The sequence below is a fragment of the Salinicola sp. RZ23 genome, assembly GCF_003206675.1.
GTDB lineage: Bacteria > Pseudomonadota > Gammaproteobacteria > Pseudomonadales > Halomonadaceae > Salinicola > Salinicola endophyticus.
Map to the genome: position 1 here is coordinate 153,078 of NZ_PZJK01000005.1, position 15,979 is coordinate 169,056.

Below are 15,979 nucleotides of genomic sequence, written 5' to 3' on the forward strand. Positions count from 1 at the left end.
CGGCGGGGCGAGGGGTATGGGGTCGAGTGTCACGCAGGATCGAGCGTCGTAGCCGACGCTCAGGCGCTTTCGCGCTCGGCATCCTCGCGCTTGCTGAGGCGGTGTCCGTCTTCGCTGGCACCATACTTCCAGTAGCTCGAGAGATACATCTCGCGTTTGTCGACGCCGCGCTCGTCGAGCAGGTGGCGGCGTAGGTGGCGCATCGCCGAGAACTCGCAGGCGATCCAGATACCCGCTTTTCCCGGCCGCCAGGCCAGTTCGCTCACGGCGCGAAGCAGGCCCTCGCTGTCGCGTCCCGGGTGCGATTCAATGCGCCAGCTGATACGCATCCCGGGCGGCGCCGTCAGCGGCTGGATATCGGCCTCGCTGATCACCTCGACAATCACTTCTCCTACCGCCTGCGGCGGCAGCCGTTCGAGATTGGCGGCGATCGCCGGCAGGGCGGTCATGTCGCCTACCAGTAGATACCAGTCGGCGTCCTCTGCCACCCGCTTGACCGGCCCGGGGCCAGCGATCTCGATGATGTCCCCCGGGCGGGCGTTGCGCGCCCAGTTGGCCGCCGGCCCGCCGTCGGCGTGGAGCACGAAGTCGACCTCGATGGCGTCCTCAAGCTGCCGGCGCACACTATAGGTGCGCATCCGCGCTGGCGTATCGTCCTCCCCGGGCAGCACCAGCTTGATGTAGGCGCTGGCCTGATCGGCGGGGAAGGTGCGCATCGCCTCGCCGCCAAGGGTGAGGCGCAGCATGTGTGGGGTCAGTGGCTGCCGGGCGAGCACGGTGAAGGCACGTGGTGGTGTCTTGGGCATACGGGGCTCCTGTCAGTCAGCAGAGGGCGTGGGACGTTCGAGATTGTCGATCAGACGCTGCGCCAGCGCCTCGAAGGCGGCGAGCTCGGACTCGCTCAAGCCTTTGGCGAGATGCGAATGGGCGCGCTGCTCACAGGCATCGATCCGCGCCAGCATGGCCTGGCCGGTGTCGCTGAGCGTCAGTCGCTGGCGCCGGCCATCGTCGGGTGACGGACTTCGGCACACCAGTCCGCGGGTGTCGAGATCGCTCAGCAGGCGCGCCAGTTGGGCCTTGTCCCACGTGAGTCGCGCGCTGATCTCGCTGGCGCTGCACGGTGCCAGGCCGCGGATCGCCTTGAGCGTGCGGATCTGCGCGACGCCGAGTCCGAGCCGCTCATCGTCGTAGGCGCGGCGCAGGGCGCGCTTGTAGGCGTGCAGCAGGCGGTGAAGGGTATCGCCGGCGAGCGCTTGGGACATGAAAGTTCCGTTTTTTGGTTGATAAAGTCAACCAATTGAACGGTGCTTGAGGATGAATGTCAACCATTCTCATCCGTGCGCCGGGAAAGTCACCTCCTGGTCGCTTGCGCAGTCGGTGTTGGCATACAGCGATATCGCCCGGTCTTTGGGGGCGCTCTCAGGGGGCGGCAGCCGTGATAGACAAGAACGCCCCGCCGAGGGGGCGGGGCGTTGTGCGGTCGAACGTGATGCCAGGGTATGGCGCTCAGTCGCGGTAGGCGGACTCTTTCAGCGCGCGGATCCGATCATCCAGCGGCGGGTGGCTGGCGAACAGCTTTTCCATCAGCTTGCGCGTCTGGCCGGTGGTGATGGCGAAGGCGGTCAGCGAATCCGGCATCTGGTCCGGCTGCTGGGTCTCCGCCTTGAGTCGGGAGAGGGCGTTGATCATGGACCCGGCGCCGGCATACTTGGCCCCGGCGGCATCGGCCCGATACTCGCGAAAGCGTGAGAACCAGGCGACGATGATCGACGCCACCAGGCCGAACACGATCTCGGCGACGATGACGACGGCGAAATACCCCATGAAGCCGAGGCCGCCGCCGTTGTCGCGGCCGCGCAGGAAGCTGTCGACCACCTGGGCCACCACGCGGGCGAAGAACATCACGAAGGTGTTGAGCACCCCCTGGATCAGCGCCAGGGTGACCATGTCACCATTGGCCACGTGGCCGATCTCGTGGGCCAGCACCGCCCGCACCTCTTCCGGGCGCATGCGTTCGAGCAGCCCCTGGGAGACAGCCACCAGGGCGTCGTTCTTGTTCCAGCCGGTGGCGAAGGCGTTGGACTGCTGGGCCGGGAAGATCGCCACTTCCGGCATCTGGATATTGGCCTGCTGGGCAAGCTCGCGCACGGTGTCCAGCAGCCACTGCTCGGTGGAGTTGCTCGGCTGGTCGATCACCTTGGCCTTGGTGCTCATCTTCGCCATCCATTTGGAGATGAACAGCGACACCAGCGAGCCGGCCATGCCGAACACGAAGCAGAAGATCAGCAGGCTGTTCATGTTCAGCCCGTTGGCGTTGAGATAGGGCTCGACGCCCAGCAAGCGCAACGTGATGCTGGCGACGAGAACCACCGCCAGGTTGGTTGCCAAGAACAGGATGATTCGCATCATCGGTTTCTACCCTCAGTCGTGGAAAACCTGCGTTACCGAGGGCCGGATGGCCCCCGGCTATTGCTTAGCCTGTTATGTGTTATCGCCGGTTAATCAGCTGGTTATGAACCGTTAGATACGACGTTAAGCGATAGGTTTCAAGAGGGGGAAGGGCACGCATCGAGCGCGCCGCGGTGGCCCGGGGCCACCGCCGCCGGTCACTGACGGTAGCGCGCGAGGAAGCGGGCGAAACGGTCGATCGCGTCACCCAACTGGTCCGCCCAGGGCAGGGTGACGATGCGCACGTGGTCGGGAGTGGGCCAGTTGAAGGCCGTGCCCTGGACCAGCAGGATACGCTCCTGCAGCAGCAGATCGAGCACCATCTGAGCGTCGTCGTGGATCGGATAGATCTCTGGATCGAGCCGGGGGAAGGCGTAGAGCGCCCCCTTGGGCTTGACGCAGGAGACGCCGGGAATGGCATTGAGCTTTTCATACACCACGTCACGCTGTGCCAGTAGACGTCCGCCGGGCAGGATCAGATCGTTGATCGACTGATAACCGCCGAGTCCGGTCTGGATCGCATGCTGGGCCGGCACGTTGGCGCACAGCCGCATCGACGCCAGCATGTTGAGCCCCTGGATGAAGTCCTCGGCGTTCTGCTTGCCCAGGCCGCCGGAGAGGATCATCCAGCCGGAGCGGAAGCCAGCGCAGCGGTAGCTCTTGGAGAGCCCGTTCATGGTCACCACCAGCTGGTCGTCCTCGGCCAGGGCCCCGGTGGAGACGTGCTCGACGCCATCGTAGAGGATCTTGTCGTAGATCTCGTCGGAGAACACCACCAGCCCGTGCTCGCGGGCCACGGTGAGGATCTCCTTGACCACCGCCGGCGGATAGACCGCGCCGGTGGGGTTGTTGGGGTTGATCAGCACGATCGCTCGCGTGCGTGCGGTGATCTTGTCGCGAATATCGGCGATATCCGGCGCCCACTCGTTGGCCTCGTCGCACAGGTAGTGCACCGGATGGCCGCCGGAGAGATTGGCGGCGGCGGTCCACAGCGGATAGTCCGGTGCCGGGATCAGTACTTCGTCGCCGTCGTTGAGCAGCGCCTGCATCGCCATCACGATCAGCTCGGAGACGCCGTTGCCGATGAAGATGTCCTCGATGCCGACCTGTGGAATGCCCTTGCGCTGGCACTCCTGCATGATCGCCTTGCGCGCCGAGTAGAGCCCCTTGGAGTCGCAGTAACCCTGTGCCGTCGGCAGGTTGCGCATCACGTCCTGCAGAATCTCTTCGGGCGCTTCGAAGCCGAAGGGGGCAGGGTTGCCGATGTTCAGCTTGAGAATGCGATGGCCTTCGTCCTCGAGGCGCTTGGCGTGTTCGAGGACCGGCCCGCGGATGTCGTAACAGACGTTGTCGAGCTTGTGCGATTTCCGAATGGGGCTGGTCATGAGGGTTCCGTGTGCTGCACAACCGAAGAGGTCAGGCGGGTTCGTGGATGCCGTGAGCGGGTGGCGGGCTGAGTCGCCGATGCCCAGCATAACGCCGCGCGGACGCGGCGCAAGGGGCAGAAGCGCGTGGCTGTCGGGACGATCTGTATGCCCTGGCGTCAGTTCGGCGGCGGGGTCGCGTCGTCGTCTTCGGGGGCCGGTTCCGGGGCGGGGATGTCCGTGGGCAGCTCCAGGGTGACCCGTCCGAGCTTGCCGTCGCGCAGCTCGTGCAGCAGCACCTCGGCACCGCGGTGCAGATTGATCACACCGCCGGCCTTCAACCCGCCGCGCTTGCGTGCGATCTCATTCATGATCGCATGACCGTCGAATCCGGCCCGCGCCTGCAGGTCGACCAGCTTGGGACCATCGGCATCCACGCTCTCTGCCGCCACCGGGGCGACATAAGCCGGCAGGTCGTCGAGCTTGTAGCGCTCGCGCAGCGCCTCTGGGTAGCGCCTGGCCAGCTCGGCAGCGCAGACGATGGCCACATCCACGTACTCGATCGCGGTATCGCGGATGGCGCCGCTGGCGGCGAGCCGGTAGGCGCTGGCCTGATCCTCGATCTTGGGCCACAGCACGCCGGGGGTGTCGATCAGCGCCACGCGGCCGTCGATACGAATCTTCTGCTGGCGCTTGGTCACCGCCGGCTCATTACCGGTCTTGGCGATCTTGCGCCCGGCGAGGCCGTTGATCAGAGTCGATTTCCCCACGTTGGGGATACCCATCACCATGACCCGCACGTCGCGGTCGGCGCGGACCTGGCCGGCCAGTTCGTGGCACAGCGCCGGAATCTGCTTCAGCTCGCGGGCCTGGGTGGTGGTCACTGCGATGGCGCGGCTGTCGGGCTGGGCATCGAAGTGCGCGATCCAAGCCTGGGTCGCCTCGGGGTCGGCGAGATCGGCCCGCGACAGGATCTTGAGCACCGGCTTGTGCTCGGTCAGATCGGCCAGCATCGGGTTGCCGCTGGAGTAGGGCAGACGCGCATCGAGCACCTCGATGACCACGTCGATCTCCGGCAGCGCCTCGGTGATCTGGCGGCGCGCCTTGTTCATGTGACCGGGATACCAGCCGAGCATACGTCTCTCCTGCCAATGTCATGCCTGTCGGGGGGCGCCCGACGCCAAGCGGGCAAACATTCTAGCAGGATGCGGCCCTCAGCGGCTGCAGGGTGGGGGCGGCGTGAACGGCGGCTGAGGGCAGCCGACGGGTGATGGCCATGTCGTGCATCCAGTCGCCGGCGGGCGGCGTAGAGGTATGGGTCATCAAACGCAGGGAAAGGAGCCCCGCATGAAACCTCTCGTATCCATCGCCGCCGGCCTGCTGCTCACCGGCGTTGCCAGCGTCTCGCTGGCCGCCGGCAATCCGATCAGCGTACATGTCCTGAATACTCAGAGCGGCAAACCCTCGGCGGGCGTCGAGGTCACGCTCGAGCATCGGGCCGACGGCCAGTGGGAGACCATCGCCACCGGGACCACCTCCGAGGACGGGCGGATCTCAGCGCTCTATCCCGAAGATGAGACGTTCGAGGCCGGTGTCTATCGCGCCGTCTTCGCTACCGGTGACTGGTACCGTGACCGCGGCACCGAGACCTTCTTTCCCGAAATCACCGTCCCGTTCGAGGTCGTCGACACGCAGCAGCACTACCATATCCCGCTGCTGCTGAGCCCCTACGCTTATTCTACCTACCGCGGCAGCTGAGCCTGGTCGGATAAGCGGCGACAGTCACAATGACAGCGCCCCGACCGAGGTCGGGGCGCTGGCGTGTTGGGAGTGTGCGGGGCTTTCGTTTCGACGTTGCTGTCCTGGCGCCCATGTCTTGGAACCCATGTCTTGGAACCCATGTCTCGGCGCTACCGTCCTGGCGCTACGGTCTTGGGACTAGGGTCCTGGCGCTACCCTGACCCAGTGCAGCGTGGCCTTGGGGGCTTGCCACGGGTGCAATCATTCGCCGGCATGGAAGGTGATGGCCACCGAGTTGATGCAGTAGCGCTGGCCGGTGGTCTCCGTCGGGCCGTCGGGGAAGACATGGCCCAGATGGGCGTCGCAGCGGCGGCAGGTCACCTCGATGCGGCGCATGCCGTGGCTGGTGTCCGTGTGCTCTTCCACCGAGGCGGCGGCCAGCGGGCGGTCGAAGCTGGGCCAGCCGCAGTGTGCTTCGAACTTGTGCTCGTTCTCGAATAGCGGGGCGCCACAGCAGACGCAGTGATAGATGCCTTGGACCGGCTCCACCTGGTAGTCGCCGCTGAAAGGTGGCTCGGTGCCTTTTTCCCGAGTGACGTGGTACTGCTCCGGGGTCAGCTGTTCGCGCCACTCGGCGTCGCTCTTCTTGATTCTACTCATGGCGGGTCTCCTCGTGCCTCGTCACCTGTCTGCATTACAGGCCATTTGCGGCGCTCTGGCCAGTGCGTTTTAGGTGGCGATGAACATCGGTGAAATCAATTGCTTGACAGCTTCGGGCACCCTCAGTAATATGCGCGCCATCTCGACGGAGACGAGACATTGCGTCCCATTCGTCTAGTGGTCTAGGACACCGCCCTTTCACGGCGGTAACAGGGGTTCGAACCCCCTATGGGACGCCACTCGACTCTTTAGAAGATACTGTCGAAGCCGGTTCGGTTCGTCAGTCAGGATGCGGGAATAGCTCAGTGGTAGAGCATCGCCTTGCCAAGGCGAGGGTCGGGAGTTCGAATCTCCTTTCCCGCTCCAATTTAGTGGTTATTGAAGCGTGGTCTAGGGTCGTGAGCCGGAACGCCGGTCCGATCGATCTCCTTTTCCCGCTCCAGCAATGCGTCCCATTCGTCTAGTGGTCTAGGACACCGCCCTTTCACGGCGGTAACAGGGGTTCGAACCCCCTATGGGACGCCACTTCGATGATCGCTCGATCATCCCGTCGAAGCCAGACTTCGACACGACAAGCGGGAATAGCTCAGTGGTAGAGCATCGCCTTGCCAAGGCGAGGGTCGGGAGTTCGAATCTCCTTTCCCGCTCCAGTTTTGTGGTATCTGAAGCGTGATCGAGGGTCGTGAGCCGGAACGCCGGTCCGATCGATCTCCTTTCCCGCTCCAGTTTTGTGGTACCCGGCAGGTGATCGAAGGCTCCGCCTGGCTGTCACGCGCCGGTCCTGCGTCCCATTCGTCTAGTGGTCCAGGACACCGCCCTTTCACGGCGGTAACAGGGGTTCGAACCCCCTATGGGACGCCACTTCGATGATCGCTCGATCATCCTGTCGAAGCCAGTCTTCGACCGACAAGCGGGAATAGCTCAGTGGTAGAGCATCGCCTTGCCAAGGCGAGGGTCGGGAGTTCGAATCTCCTTTCCCGCTCCAAATTAGTGGTACTTGAAGCGTGGTCGAGGGTCGTGAGCAGGAACGCCGGTCCGATCAATCTCCTTTCCCGCTCCAATTTCGTGGTGTCTGACGCGTAATCGATAGCTCTCCTTATCTCATCCGAGGTGTCGAGATGTCGTCGTCTGTTGCCATCTTCCTCGGCCTGGCGGTATCGCGTCGGGTGTGTCTTCCCGCTACGCATCGCGTACCACGATCCCGCCCTCGCTGCCGCTGGCTGGCTTCCCGACTACGCTGACACGGTAGCGTCGGTGACGCCGGCGATAGTGACGCACGCGATGACGATAAATTTTGTTCGTCTGCTAAAGATTGATTTTCCATCGATCGGCCCCCATATGTGGCGGCACTTCTTCTTCTATGTACTCGACAGGAATCCCTGATGGCAGAACCGGCACTGTCCATCCGCGGGCTGACCAAAGTCTACGGTAATGGATTCGAAGCCCTCAAAGGCATCGACCTCGATGTCGAGCAGGGCGACTTCTTCGCGCTGCTCGGCCCCAACGGCGCGGGCAAGTCCACCACCCTGGGCATCGTCTGCTCACTGGTGCAGAAGAGCGCGGGCCAGGTGAAGATCTTCGGTATCGATATCGACCGTGACTTCGCCAAGGCGAAATACAACCTCGGCGTGGTCCCGCAGGAGTTCAACTTCAGCCAGTTCGAGAAGGTCGAGGACATCATCCTCACCCAGGCGGGCTACTACGGCATGCCGATGAAGGAGGCCAAGCCGCGTTGCGAGCGCCTGCTCAAGGATCTCGGCCTGTGGGACAAGCGCAACGGCGCCGCGCGCATGCTCTCCGGTGGCATGAAACGGCGGCTGATGATCGCGCGTGCCTTGATCCACCGTCCGCGTCTGCTGATCCTCGACGAGCCCACCGCCGGGGTCGATATCGAGCTGCGTCGCAGCATGTGGGAGTACATGCGCCGGATCAACGAGGAGGAGGGCACCTCGATCATCCTGACCACGCACTATCTCGAGGAAGCCGAGAGCCTGTGCCGCAATATCGCCATCATCAATCGGGGCGAGATCATCAAGAATACCTCGATGCGCGGCCTGCTGACCGAGCTGGACACCGAAACCTTCCTGCTCGATCTGGCCGAGCCACTGGAGACCGCACCCCAGGTGGAGGGCTTCGAGGTCGAGCGGGTCGACTCGCACCAGCTGGCACTCTCCGTGCGCAAGGGTACCGATCTCAACGATGCCTTCCAGCAATTGACTCGCCAGGGCGTGCGCGTGCTCTCCATGCGTAACCGTGCCAATCGTTTGGAAGAGCTGTTCGTCTCGATGACCTCGCAGCCGGATGCCGGTAGCGGCATCGACAGCGCCACCTCGACACCGGCCAAGGAGACGGCATCTTGAATACCCGGCAACTGCTGATTTCGCTCTGGACCATGGTGGTGAAAGAGGTGCGCCGTTTCGTGCGGATCTGGCCCCAGACCCTGGTGCCGCCCTCCATCACCATGACCATGTACTTCATCATCTTCGGCAACCTGATCGGGTCACGTGTGGGCGAGATGCACGGCATCTCTTACATGTCCTACATCGTGCCGGGCCTGATCATGATGTCGGTGATCACCAACAGCTACTCCAACGTGGCGTCATCGTTCTTCTCCAACAAGTTCCAGCGCAGCGTGGAGGAGATGATGGTCTCGCCGATGCCCAACTGGGTCATCCTGGCCGGCTTCGTCATCGGCGGCGCCGCACGCGGGCTCGGCGTTGGGCTGATCGTGACGGTGGTCTCGTTGTTCTTCACCCATCTCGACCTGCATCATCCGTTCCTGACCCTGATGGTGGTGGTGATGACCGCCTTGCTGTTTTCGATCGGCGGCTTCATCAATGCGCTGCTGGCCAAGAAGTTCGATGACATCTCGATCATCCCGATCTTCGTGCTGACGCCGCTGACCTACCTGGGGGGCGTGTTCTACTCGATCGACCTGCTGCCCGAGTTCTGGCAGAAGGTGACCATGATCAACCCGATCCTCTACATGGTTAACGCTTTCCGCTACGGCATTCTGGGCATTTCCGACATTCCGGTGAGCGGGGCGCTGATCGCCATCGCCGCCTTCATCGTCGCCTTCTGGTGCCTGGCGCTGTGGATGCTCAATCGCGGCAAGGGGATTCGCTCATGACCACGCCGCGCCCGGAGACCCTCGCTGATGCGCCGCTGGGTCGCGAATCCGCTTACCCCGAGCGCTACGACGCAGCGTTGCTGTTTCCCATCGAGCGTGCCGCCAACCGGGCGCCGCTGGGGATCGAGGCGGCGTCACTGCCGTTCGTCGGTGGTGACGAGTGGTGGGCCTTCGAACTCTCCTGGCTCGATCCGCGTGGCAAGCCGGTGGTCGCGGTGGCGCGCTTCCGGCTGCCGGCGGATTCGCCCTATCTGATCGAATCCAAATCCTGGAAGCTCTATCTCAACGGCTTCAACCAGACGACGTTCGCCGACCGTGACGCGGTGATCGAACTGCTGCAGCGGGACTTGAGTGCCGCGGCCGGTGCCCCGGTCACTGTCAAGCTGTTCGGTGTCGATGATCCCGCGCTCGCACCGGCGCCGCTGCCGGGTGATGGCATCGACGAACTCGATGTCGCTATCGATCGCTACACGCCGGCCCCCGAGCTGCTCGCCTGCGACGAGGGCGATATCGTCGAAGAGGCGCTGCACTCGCATCTGCTCAAGTCCAATTGTCCGGTCACCGGGCAGCCGGACTGGGGGAGTGTGCTGATCGCCTATCGCGGGCCGCGACTCGATCGGGCCGCGCTGCTGCGCTACATCGTCTCCTATCGCCGGCATCAGGATTTTCACGAGCATTGTGTCGAGCATATCTTCGTCGATCTGATGGCGCGCTGCCGCCCCGAGCGACTGCTGGTCATGGCGCGCTATGTGCGTCGCGGCGGGCTCGACATCAACCCGTGGCGGGCCACGCCGGGTTGGACGCCGGCGTTGCCTCCACGTCTGCTGCGGCAGTAGCGCTTTTGACGTAGAGTCGAGCGATCCTTTGCGTGTTACCAACGATGTCTCAGAGGAGTCAGACATGGATGCCATGACGCTACTGCATCAGCGTCGCTCGATGGGCAAGCTGGCCGGTCCGGCGCCCACCGCCGAGCAGCTCGACGCCATCTACCGTGCGGCACTGCGGGCGCCGGATCATAAGGAAATGACCCCGTACCGCTTCATCGAGTTCAGTGGTGAAGGACTCGATCGGCTGGGTGAACTGTTCGCCCGATCCGATTATCAGGCCAACCCGCATATCGACGACGGCAATCTCGATGCTGCGCGCAAGAAACCCAAGCGAGCGCCGATGATCATCGCGGTGATCGCGCGCATCACACCGGATCTGCCCAAGGTGCCGCCGGTGGAGCAGGTCATCTCCGCAGGTTGCGCCGCGCATGCGATGCTCTACGCGGCTTTCGCGCAAGGGCTGGGAGCCATGTGGCGCACCGGTACCTATGCCCATGACAAGAGCGTGTGGCGCGGTCTTGGGCTGGATGAGCACGAAGAGCTGATCGGCTATCTCTATCTCGGCCAGCCGGGTGGCCGTTACCCCCAGCCGCCGGCGCGCGATCCGCAGGATTACGTCGAGCGTTGGCGCTGAGGTAGAAAAAGCCAAGTGATGGAAAAAATGGCTTGCGATCACGGGCTTAGGCCGATATGATGTGCGCCGTTCTGAACGAAGCGGCAAAGCCGAAACGGGCGGAATGACAATGCGGAGGGGTGTCCGAGTGGTCGAAGGAGCACGCCTGGAAAGTGTGTAAGTCGAAAGGCTTCGAGGGTTCGAATCCCTCCCCCTCCGCCACGAATTGAAAAGAACCGGCTCTCAGTAGCCGGTTTTTTTATGCCTGGAATTAGGCATTGGTTAGGGGGAGTGGATGAGAACCCTCCGGTTCGCACCGAGGCGCTCGCGTTTTTGGTGTTCGAGCGCCGACAAGCGGTCTCGCGAAGCGAGCCGATAATCCCTCCCCCTCCGCCACGAATTGAAAAGAACCGGCTCTCAGTAGCCGGTTTTTTATGCCTGGAATTAGGCATTGGTTAGGGGGAGTGGATGAGAACCCTCCGGTTCGCACCGAGGCGCTCGTGGTTTTGGTGTTCGAGCGCCGACAAGCGGCTTCGCGAAGCGAGCCGATAATCCCTCCCCCTCCGCCACGAATTGAAAAGAACCGGCTCTCAGTAGCCGGTTTTTTCATGCCTGGAATTAGGCATTGGTTAGGGGGAGTGGATGAGAACCCTCCGGTTCGCACCGAGGCGCTTGCGGTTTTGGTGTTCGAGCGCCGACAAGCGGCCTCGCGAAGCGAGCCGATAATCCCTCCCCCTCCGCCACGAATTGAAAAGAACCGGCTCTCAGTAGCCGGTTTTTTTATGCCTGGCATTCCCTCCATCCTCGCCACGAAGGCGTACCGGCTGGCTCGAATGCCCCTCAGGACGACCAGATATCGGCCAGCACGCCGCGCACGGCGGCGATGATCGGCTCGTCGCGGCGTTCCGCGAGCCAGACGAAGCTCAGTGCACAGGGCAGGCTGATACCTTGGGCAATGATCAGGCCGCGCTCCTGGCGCTCCTGCAGGGCATTGGCATCCCGGGCCAGCGCCAGGCCGACGCCGGCACGCACCAGGTCGATCATGCAGGGCTCCTGATCGACCTGGGCCACGCGGTTCGGCGTCAGGCCATGGGTCAACAGGCGTTGGGCAAGTAGCCGGTAGTGAACGGAGCGCGGCGGGGTGACGATCCAGGGCAGGGCGGCCAGGCTGGGCCAGTCGGTACGGGCCAGGCGGGATGCCCAGCCGGCCGGGGCGATGACGTGATAGGCGAACTGGGTCAGTTCGATCATCTCCACTGCCGGAGCGCCTTCCCCTGTGTTCGGCATCTGGCCCGGGGATTCCAGATAGAAACCGACATCCAGCTCGCGCCGCAGTAGTGCCTCGAGCACGAAGCCGCTGGTGCCGTGATGCAACTCCGTCTCGACCTGAGGGATACGCTGAACCAGCTGATGCAGCAGGGCGCCCAGGCGAATGAACTCCGGGTCGACGATGGTGCCGATGCGCAGGCGCCCGCGCAGCGTCTCGTGCATCGACTGAGCGCTGATGCTGAAGGCCAGCAGTGCCGCGAGCGCCGATTCTGCGGATGGCAGCAGGGCGTAACCATCGGTGGTCAGTGAGAGGCCTTGGGCGTGGCGCTGGAAGAGCGTGAGGCCGAGGGTGTCCTGCAACTGCTTGAGCTTGAGGCTGACGGCGGGCTGGGTCAGGTGCAGCTCCGCGGCAGCGCGGGACACGCTTCCCTGATGAGCCACAGCCACGAAGGCGCGTAGCGCCTTGATGTCATGCATGCATGCCTCCCCTGGAGCGGCCGCTGCGGTGAGCGATAAGTTATTTGTAAATCTTATAGCTTGATTTTGGCTTTCTCAATTGATTCCACGTCGGCTTGAGTTAGTTTGGGGCCTAACCTGGCCCGTCAGAATGGGCCGTACAGTGTGAAGCACCACATCAGATGGGAGGCCGGCATGACGACTGAACGCATCGAGCATTATATCAATGGCTATAAGACTAATGGAGGGTCCGACCGCTATCAGGACGTCACCAACCCGGCCACCGGCCAGGTAACGGGGCAGGTCGCGCTGGCCTCCCAGGGCGACGTGGACAGCGCCGTGGCCGCCGCCAAGGCAGCCTTCCCGAAGTGGGCTGACACACCGGCGATTCGCCGTGCCCGAGTGATGTTCAAGTTCCTCGAGCTGCTCAACGCGCACAAGGACGAGCTGGCCGAAGCGATCACCCGTGAGCATGGCAAGGTGTTCACCGATGCCCAGGGCGAAGTGGCGCGCGGCATCGATATCGTCGAGTTCGCCTGTGGCATTCCGCAACTGCTCAAGGGTGACTACACCGAGCAGGTCAGCACCGGTATCGACAACTGGACGACCCGCCAGCCGCTGGGCGTGGTCGCCGGTATCACGCCGTTCAACTTCCCGGTGATGGTACCGATGTGGATGTTCCCGGTAGCGATTGCCGCCGGCAACAGCTTCGTGCTCAAGCCGAGCCCGCTGGATCCCAGCGCATCGCTGATGATCGCCGATCTACTCAAGCAGGCCGGCCTGCCGGATGGCGTCTTCAATGTGGTGCAGGGTGACAAGGATTCGGTGGAAGCATTGATCGACCACCCCGACGTCCAGGCGCTCTCCTTCGTCGGTTCCACCCCCATCGCCAATCTGATCTACGAGCGGGGCGCGCGTAACGGCAAGCGCGTTCAGGCGCTGGGTGGTGCCAAGAACCATATGGTCGTGATGCCGGATGCCAACCTGGACAAGGCCGTCGATGCCCTGATCGGTGCGGCCTATGGCTCCGCTGGCGAGCGCTGCATGGCGATCAGCGTGGCGGTGCTGGTCGGTGACGTGGCCGACAAGATCGTACCGCGCCTGGCCGAGCGAGCGCGTGACCTGAAGGTCAAGAATGGCCTGGAGCTCGATGCCGAGATGGGCCCGATCGTTACCGCTCAGGCGCATCAGCGCATCACTGGCTACATCGAGAAGGGCGTGGCCGAAGGCGCTGACATGATCGTCGATGGCCGCGAGTTCGATTCGTCCACCACCGGTGAAGGCTGCGCCGACGGCTTCTGGATGGGCGGCACCCTGTTCGACAACGTTACTCCGGAGATGACCATTTATCGGGAAGAGATCTTCGGCCCGGTACTGGCCTGCGTGCGCGTGCCGGACGTGGCCACCGCGGTTCAACTGATCAACGATCACGAGTTCGGCAACGGCGTCAGCTGCTTCACCGAAAGCGGCAGCGTGGCCCGTGAGTTCGGTCGGCGCATTCAGGTCGGCATGGTGGGCATCAACGTGCCGATCCCGGTGCCGATGGCCTGGCACGGCTTCGGTGGCTGGAAGCGTTCGATGTTCGGCGATACCCATGCCTATGGCGAGGAAGGGGTGCGCTTCTACACCAAGCAGAAGTCGATCATGCAGCGTTGGTCGGATTCCATCGACGCGGGCCCCGAGTTCGCCATGCCGACGGCCAAATAATCCCCCCTCCACTGACTGACCGGTATGCCGGCCGATCGGGGTGATCCCCCGATCGGAGGTCGCCCATGAGCGGGCCGGCATACCCAGCGAGAGCACGCCATGGCTGATCAGACCAACAACACCCATGCCTTCGACTATATCGTGGTGGGCGCCGGCACCGCCGGCTGCCTGCTCGCCAATCGTCTCAGTGCGGACCCGGCCAACCGGGTGCTGCTGATCGAGGCCGGCGGGCGAGACAACTATCACTGGATCCACATTCCGGTGGGCTATTTGTACTGCATCAATAACCCGCGGACCGACTGGCGCTTCCGCACCGAGCCCGATCCCGGCTTGAACGGTCGCTCGCTGATCTATCCGCGGGGCAAGACCCTCGGTGGCTGCTCCAGCATCAATGGCATGCTCTATCTGCGCGGCCAGGCCCGCGACTATGACGGCTGGGCCGAGCTGACCGGTGACGATGCCTGGCGCTGGGACAACTGCCTGCCCGACTTCATGCGCCACGAGGATCATTATCGCCTGGATGAAGGCGGCGACGCCGACCCTGAGCACCATAAGTTCCATGGCCATGGTGGCGAGTGGCGCGTCGAGAAGCAGCGCCTGAAGTGGCAGGTCCTGGCTGACTTCGCCACCGCCGCGGTGGAGTCCGGCATCCCCCGCACCCGGGACTTCAACCGCGGTGACAACGAGGGGGTGGACGCTTTCGAGGTCAACCAGCGCTCGGGCTGGCGGTGGAATGCCTCCAAGGCGTTCCTGCGCGGTATCAAGCAGCGCGGTAACCTGACGGTCTGGCACTCCACCCAGGTACTGAAGCTCGACTTCGCCTCGAGCGAGGGCAGCGAGCCCCGCTGTCGTGGCGTCACAGTCGAGCGTGAGGGGCAGGAGGTCGTGGCGACGGCCAGTCGCGAGGTCGTGCTCTCCGCCGGTGCCATCGGCTCGCCGCAGCTGCTGCAAGTCTCGGGCGTCGGTCCGGCATCGCTACTGGCCGAGCATGACATCCCGGTGGTGTCAGATCTGCCCGGCGTAGGCGAGAACCTGCAGGACCACCTGCAGATCCGCTCGATCTACAAAGTCAAGGGTGCCAAGACCCTCAACACGATGGCCAACTCGCTGGTGGGCAAGGCCAGGATCGGGCTGGAGTACGCGTTGAAACGCTCCGGACCGATGAGCATGGCGCCCTCCCAGCTGTGCGCCTTCACCCGCAGTTCCTCAGACTACAAGCATCCCAACCTCGAATACCACGTCCAGCCGCTGAGCCTCGAGGCCTTCGGCCAGCCGCTGCATGATTTTCCGGCCATTACGGCAAGCGTGTGCAACCTCAACCCGACCAGTCGGGGCACGGTGCGGATCAAGAGTCGCGACCCCCGTCAGGCGCCGGCCATCTCTCCCAACTACCTGAGCACGCCCGAGGATCGCCAGGTCGCCGCCGACTCGCTGCGGGTGACGCGCCATATCGCCGCTCAGCCGGCCTTTGCCAAGTACGAACCCGAGGAGTTCAAGCCGGGGGTTCAGTACCAGAGCGACGACGACCTGGCACGACTGGCCGGCGATATCGGTACCACCATCTTCCATCCGGTGGGTACCGCCAAGATGGGACGCGACGACGACCCCATGGCGGTGGTGGATTCCCACCTGCGGGTCCGAGGGGTGAGCGGTCTGCGCGTGGTGGATGCCAGCATCATGCCGACCATCACCAGCGGCAATACCAACTCACCGACACTGATGATCGCCGAGAAGGCAGCGGGCTGGATCCTGGCATCACAATAGA

The 15,979-nt window shown here is 63.7% G+C and carries 14 protein-coding genes and 7 tRNA genes; 14 read left to right on the top strand and 7 right to left on the bottom strand.

Going from position 1 to position 15,979, the window contains the following annotated elements:
* Positions 1-59: 59 nt before the first annotated feature.
* From DOM67_RS04465 to ylqF, 5 genes are all read right to left on the bottom strand, one after another.
* Positions 60-806: a siderophore-interacting protein gene (locus DOM67_RS04465; protein ID WP_110674463.1), complete on the bottom strand. Its 747-nt coding sequence runs from the start codon at positions 804-806 to the stop codon at positions 60-62.
* A 12-nt stretch (positions 807-818) separates the two neighbouring features.
* Complete coding sequence (locus tag DOM67_RS04470; protein ID WP_110674464.1) at positions 819-1,262, bottom strand: MarR family winged helix-turn-helix transcriptional regulator; 444 nt, start codon at positions 1,260-1,262, stop codon at positions 819-821.
* Positions 1,263-1,506: 244 nt separating this feature from the next.
* On the bottom strand, positions 1,507-2,409 hold the full coding sequence (gene htpX / locus DOM67_RS04475; RefSeq protein WP_110674465.1) for a protease HtpX: 903 nt from the start codon (positions 2,407-2,409) through the stop codon (positions 1,507-1,509).
* A 197-nt stretch (positions 2,410-2,606) separates the two neighbouring features.
* Positions 2,607-3,833, bottom strand: a complete 1,227-nt coding sequence (locus DOM67_RS04480) for a pyridoxal phosphate-dependent aminotransferase (RefSeq protein ID WP_110674466.1) — start codon at positions 3,831-3,833, stop codon at positions 2,607-2,609.
* A gap of 158 nt (positions 3,834-3,991) precedes the next feature.
* On the bottom strand, positions 3,992-4,948 hold the full coding sequence (gene ylqF / locus DOM67_RS04485; RefSeq protein ID WP_110674467.1) for a ribosome biogenesis GTPase YlqF: 957 nt from the start codon (positions 4,946-4,948) through the stop codon (positions 3,992-3,994).
* Between the two features lie 211 nt (positions 4,949-5,159).
* Here ylqF and uraH point away from each other — a divergent pair, with 211 nt between their 5' ends.
* Positions 5,160-5,570 carry a hydroxyisourate hydrolase gene (gene uraH / locus DOM67_RS04490; RefSeq protein WP_110674468.1) on the top strand — a complete coding sequence of 137 codons (411 nt, stop codon included), beginning with the start codon at positions 5,160-5,162 and terminating at the stop codon, positions 5,568-5,570.
* 243 nt (positions 5,571-5,813) lie between these two features.
* Here the strand turns inward: uraH and msrB are convergent, their stop codons facing one another.
* Entirely contained in the window at positions 5,814-6,212 is a 399-nt protein-coding gene (gene msrB / locus DOM67_RS04495; RefSeq protein WP_106419889.1) for a peptide-methionine (R)-S-oxide reductase MsrB, read from the bottom strand.
* A gap of 163 nt (positions 6,213-6,375) precedes the next feature.
* On the opposite strand from msrB, the gene DOM67_RS04500 reads away from it, so the two are divergent.
* From DOM67_RS04500 to DOM67_RS04550, 11 genes are all read left to right on the top strand, one after another.
* A tRNA-Glu gene (locus tag DOM67_RS04500) sits at positions 6,376-6,451 on the top strand.
* Between the two features lie 52 nt (positions 6,452-6,503).
* Positions 6,504-6,578, top strand: a tRNA-Gly gene (locus tag DOM67_RS04505).
* A gap of 83 nt (positions 6,579-6,661) precedes the next feature.
* A tRNA-Glu gene (locus DOM67_RS04510) sits at positions 6,662-6,737 on the top strand.
* Between the two features lie 50 nt (positions 6,738-6,787).
* Positions 6,788-6,862, top strand: a tRNA-Gly gene (locus tag DOM67_RS04515).
* Between the two features lie 135 nt (positions 6,863-6,997).
* A tRNA-Glu gene (locus tag DOM67_RS04520) sits at positions 6,998-7,073 on the top strand.
* A gap of 49 nt (positions 7,074-7,122) precedes the next feature.
* Positions 7,123-7,197 (top strand) — tRNA-Gly (locus DOM67_RS04525).
* Between the two features lie 397 nt (positions 7,198-7,594).
* Positions 7,595-8,572: an ABC transporter ATP-binding protein gene (locus tag DOM67_RS04530; RefSeq protein ID WP_110674469.1), complete on the top strand. Its 978-nt coding sequence runs from the start codon at positions 7,595-7,597 to the stop codon at positions 8,570-8,572.
* Positions 8,569-9,342 carry an ABC transporter permease gene (locus DOM67_RS04535; RefSeq protein WP_110600815.1) on the top strand — a complete coding sequence of 258 codons (774 nt, stop codon included), beginning with the start codon at positions 8,569-8,571 and terminating at the stop codon, positions 9,340-9,342. Before DOM67_RS04530 ends, DOM67_RS04535 begins: the two co-directional genes overlap by 4 nt.
* Positions 9,339-10,178 carry an NADPH-dependent 7-cyano-7-deazaguanine reductase QueF gene (queF, locus tag DOM67_RS04540; protein WP_110674470.1) on the top strand — a complete coding sequence of 280 codons (840 nt, stop codon included), beginning with the start codon at positions 9,339-9,341 and terminating at the stop codon, positions 10,176-10,178. Before DOM67_RS04535 ends, queF begins: the two co-directional genes overlap by 4 nt.
* 64 nt (positions 10,179-10,242) lie before the next feature.
* The gene (locus DOM67_RS04545) at positions 10,243-10,803 is read left to right on the top strand and encodes a nitroreductase family protein (protein ID WP_110674471.1); all 561 of its coding nucleotides are present in this window, start codon (positions 10,243-10,245) and stop codon (positions 10,801-10,803) included.
* Positions 10,804-10,916: 113 nt separating this feature from the next.
* A tRNA-Ser gene (locus DOM67_RS04550) sits at positions 10,917-11,004 on the top strand.
* A gap of 618 nt (positions 11,005-11,622) precedes the next feature.
* Here DOM67_RS04550 and DOM67_RS04555 read toward each other — a convergent pair.
* Entirely contained in the window at positions 11,623-12,528 is a 906-nt protein-coding gene (locus tag DOM67_RS04555; protein WP_110674472.1) for a LysR family transcriptional regulator, read from the bottom strand.
* A 174-nt stretch (positions 12,529-12,702) separates the two neighbouring features.
* Here DOM67_RS04555 and DOM67_RS04560 point away from each other — a divergent pair, with 174 nt between their 5' ends.
* Together DOM67_RS04560 and DOM67_RS04565 are read left to right on the top strand one after the other, a co-directional pair.
* On the top strand, positions 12,703-14,214 hold the full coding sequence (locus tag DOM67_RS04560; RefSeq protein WP_110674473.1) for a CoA-acylating methylmalonate-semialdehyde dehydrogenase: 1,512 nt from the start codon (positions 12,703-12,705) through the stop codon (positions 14,212-14,214).
* Between the two features lie 99 nt (positions 14,215-14,313).
* Positions 14,314-15,978, top strand: a complete 1,665-nt coding sequence (locus DOM67_RS04565; RefSeq protein WP_110674474.1) for a GMC family oxidoreductase N-terminal domain-containing protein — start codon at positions 14,314-14,316, stop codon at positions 15,976-15,978.
* Position 15,979: the final 1 nt, after the last annotated feature.